We start from the raw sequence: 3,953 nt of genomic DNA, 5'->3' as shown, positions 1-3,953 counted from the left end.
CCAGGCGCTGGGATGACAATAAAGAGTCTTCTTATCCTATGCGATCCAAAGAAGATGCAAAAGACTACCGCTATTTTCCGGACCCGGATCTGCCGCCAATCCTGATCAGTGATGAGTGGATTCAAAAAATAAAAGAAGCTCAGCCTGAGCTTCGCGCGGAAAAACTGCTTCGTTATAAAAAAGAGTTCGATATACCGGATTATGACGCTGGCATTTTAACATCGTCTAAAAAAATGGCTGATATTTTTGAAGCGGCAGCAGCTATTTGCAAGAAACCCAAGAAGGTTTCAAACTGGCTCATGGTAGAGACACTCAGACTTCTGAAAGAAAAGAACAGGGAACCGGAAGACATCACGTTTTCACCGGAAAACCTGGCGAAGCTGGTAGAACTTACCGAGGCAGGCACCATTAACAGCAGTGTTGCCAAAGAGGTATTTGAGCATATTTTCCATGAAGATGCTGATCCTGTTTTATATGTAGAAGAACATGGATTGAAGACGGTAAATGATGAAGGGGAATTAAGGGGCGTCATTGCACAGGTTGCAGCCCAAAATCCCCAGTCGGTAACCGATTATAAAAATGGAAAAGAAAAAGCAATCGGATTCCTGGTAGGGCAGACGATGAAAGCCATGAAAGGAAAGGCAGATCCAGGGACGGTGAACCGTATTTTAAGAGAGCTATTAAGCGGCGGTACACTTTAAAAAAAGCTTGTAATTTGTCAGTACATTGATATAATAGCCTTGAGCGTGTTTCTTAATATTTTTTTATGCAGAGATAAATAGGGGATTTATAATTAGTAAAATATGCTTAACTTTACTATCCGATGTTTACGAGAGGGGGGAGGATATTGCTAAAGAGTTACAAGACTGAAATAAATCCAACTCCGGAGCAGATGCAGATGATTCTTAAAACGATTGGGGTCTGCCGATTTGTCTATAACTTCTATCTTACCTGTAATAGGGATGCTTATGAGAAAGAAGAAAAATTTATATCTGGTATGGATTTTTCAAAATGGTTGAATAATGTATGGTTAAAAGAAAATCCAGAATATATCTGGATAAAAGAAGTAAGCAGCAAGTCTGTAAAGCAAAGTATTATGCATGCAGACAGGTCTTATAAAAGATTCTTTAGAGGTCAGGCAGGATTTCCGCACTTTAAAAAGAAAGGGAAATCGGAACTCAAAATGTACTTTGTTAAAACGGATGCCAAAGTTGTTATTCCATGCGAGAGACACCGTATTAAGATTCCAACGCTTGGATGGGTAAGGTTAAAGGAAAAGAATTATTTGCCCACAAATCCAAATACACATCTGATCAAAAGTGGAACAGTTTCCTATAAAGCAGGAAGGTATTATGTATCAGTTCTTGTGGATGAAAAAGAATCCGTAAAGCCAGCATTAGGTGATTTTGGATTGGGAATAGATTTAGGGGTGAAGAATTTTGCCATTGTAAGTAACGGAAAGATTTACCAAAACATCAATAAATCTGTAAAACTTAAAGGATTAGAAAGAAAGTTAAAACGGGAGCAGCGCTGTCTGTCGAGAAAATACGAAGACTATAAAAAGCGCTTAGGGAAAGGAGTAACTACTAAACAGAATATCCAGAAACAACAGTTAAAGGTACAAAAACTTTATCACAGGATTTTATGTATCCGTTCAGATTATATCAATAAATGTGTTAGTGAGCTGGTAAAAACCAAACCATCCTATATAACTATTGAAGATTTGAATGTATCCGGAATGATGAAGAACAGGCATCTTTCGAAAGCGATTGCTTCCCAAAAGTTCTACGAATTCAGGACAAAACTGGAAGCAAAATGCCGAGGGAATGGAATTGAATTAAGAATTGTGGACAGGTGGTATCCATCAAGCAGGATGTGCCATGCGTGTGGCTGTATTAGAAAGGATTTAAAACTTTCAGACCGAATATACACCTGTGAATGCGGTTATCACGCTGATAGAGACTGCAATGCAAGCCTTAATTTGAGAGATGCTAAAACTTACAAAACCGCATAATCAAAGGCTTGTAAGCATGTACCGATGGCTTTTAGTCGGGAATTTACGGCTGTGGAGTGTACAAGGACCTGTGAGTAGATACTGTTCTGCAGATTGAAAGCATACACGGTGATGCAGCAAGACTCATTCGTAAGAATAGTCAATATCTCGATATGGATAGTTTTGTTCATATTTTGAGTAGCAAGGGCTATGTATCAAATTAACAGCAAAGAAGAAAAAAAACAGTTCTACAAATTAGTTGCAACACTGGTTTTACCCATGGCGCTGCAGAATCTGATTAATGTCGGTGTAACCTCTGCCGATGTAATCATGCTTGGAAAAGTGGGTGAGACGGCACTTTCGGCATCATCTCTGGCAGGCCAGGTATACTTTATTATGACTTTGGTATTTTTTGGACTGACATCCGGTGCTGCGGTTTTAACGGCTCAGTATTGGGGAAAGAAGGACACCAGGTCTATTGAAAAGATTCTGGGTATTTCTATGCGGATTGCACTTTGTGTAGCGGCTGGGTTTATGATTGTGGTACTGTTGTTTCCTTATCAGATCATGCACATTTTTACGTCCGAGCAGGATGTAATCCAGGGAGGCGTGGAATATTTAAGAATTACTGTATTTTCGTATCTGTTTGCGGCTACCACACTGGTTTATCTGAACATTATGAGAAGTATCGAGCGGGTAATCATTTCTACGATTGTGTATCTGGTATCCCTGATGGTCAATGTTGCACTGAATGCCGTTTTCATTTTCGGACTGCTGGGATTTCCGGCAATGGGAATAAAGGGTGCGGCACTTGCCACCTTGATCGCCAGAATAACCGAGTTTGTGATTGTGCTTTTCTATTCGAAAAAGATGAATCATACCATTCGTTTCCGCATAAAGGATTTCTTTGTGAAAGATAAGCTTTTGATGAAAGATTTCCTGGTATATGCAGTTCCGGTTGTCTTAAATGAGATGTTCTGGGGACTGGGTGTTTCTATGTTAACGGCAGTTATCGGACATCTGGGAAGTCCTGCTGTAGCAGCAAATTCCGTGGCACAGGTAGTAAAACAGCTTGCAATGGTGGTAACATTCGGGCTATCCAATGCAACTGCGATCATGATAGGAAAGGTCATAGGAGAAGGCCGGGAAGATCTTGCCAAGCTTTATGGAAAACGTTTTGTGAAGCTGTCACTGGCATTGGGAGTGGTTGGTGCAGGTGTTATTCTAACCATATCACCGATTGTAAGAGCCAATCTGACACTGAGTGAACAGGCACAGGGATATTTACGGGCGATGATGTTTGTCATGTCTTATTTTGTCGTAGCCCAGGCATATAATACCACCATGGTTGTGGGGGTTTTCCGTGCAGGCGGGGATACCAGGTTCGGGCTGATTCTGGATTTAATATCCCTGTGGGGCTTTGCGATCTTCCTGGGAGCAATTGCCGCATTTGTATTCAAGGCACCGGTAATTGTAGTCTATATTATATTGCTCAGCGACGAGCTTGTAAAACTTCCGGCTACAACGTGGAGGTATCGTACTTATAAGTGGGTCAAAAATGTCACCCGGTAAAGGTTATACACTTCGGCTATCCGCACCAGGAAATCCGAACCATTCTTTGATGCAGCCCGCTACACCTGCAGAATGGTTTGGATCCCCTGATACGAATATCCTGTGTGTATTACTCAATTATTTAAGCAATGATGTATTAGAGAAGCACTTGACATGTAAATGCAAAAGCATGATACATGTCAGGTGTTTTTTTGCAGATACTTGAGGTAAGGAAGTAATTTTCAAACATAATCTAAAAATACAACGTACAATTTAAGTTACAAATATACAACGAACAATTTAGGTGTTTACTTAGCAACAATATAATGAGACCATGCGGTTATAAAACACTAAATTTGGGTTTAGCTGAGTAAGGACGCTTTGTGGAATATAGGTAGTGTACGGAAAG

General features: G+C 40.4%; 2 protein-coding genes and 1 pseudogene. All 3 read left to right on the top strand.

The annotated features are described in order from the left end of the window. Positions 1–701: pseudogene (locus ACH2DQ_RS22680) on the top strand (Asp-tRNA(Asn)/Glu-tRNA(Gln) amidotransferase GatCAB subunit B); the annotation flags it as partial. A 122-nt stretch (positions 702–823) separates the two neighbouring features. Continuing rightward, positions 824–2,014, top strand: a complete 1,191-nt coding sequence (locus tag ACH2DQ_RS22675) for an RNA-guided endonuclease InsQ/TnpB family protein (RefSeq protein WP_394915934.1) — start codon at positions 824–826, stop codon at positions 2,012–2,014. A gap of 189 nt (positions 2,015–2,203) precedes the next feature. Then, positions 2,204–3,565 carry an MATE family efflux transporter gene (locus tag ACH2DQ_RS22670; protein WP_394915935.1) on the top strand — a complete coding sequence of 454 codons (1,362 nt, stop codon included), beginning with the start codon at positions 2,204–2,206 and terminating at the stop codon, positions 3,563–3,565. The last annotated feature ends 388 nt before the right edge of the window (positions 3,566–3,953 follow it).

This window comes from Robinsoniella sp., assembly GCF_034124845.1.
This window is presented reverse-complemented; position numbering and strand designations above follow the sequence as displayed.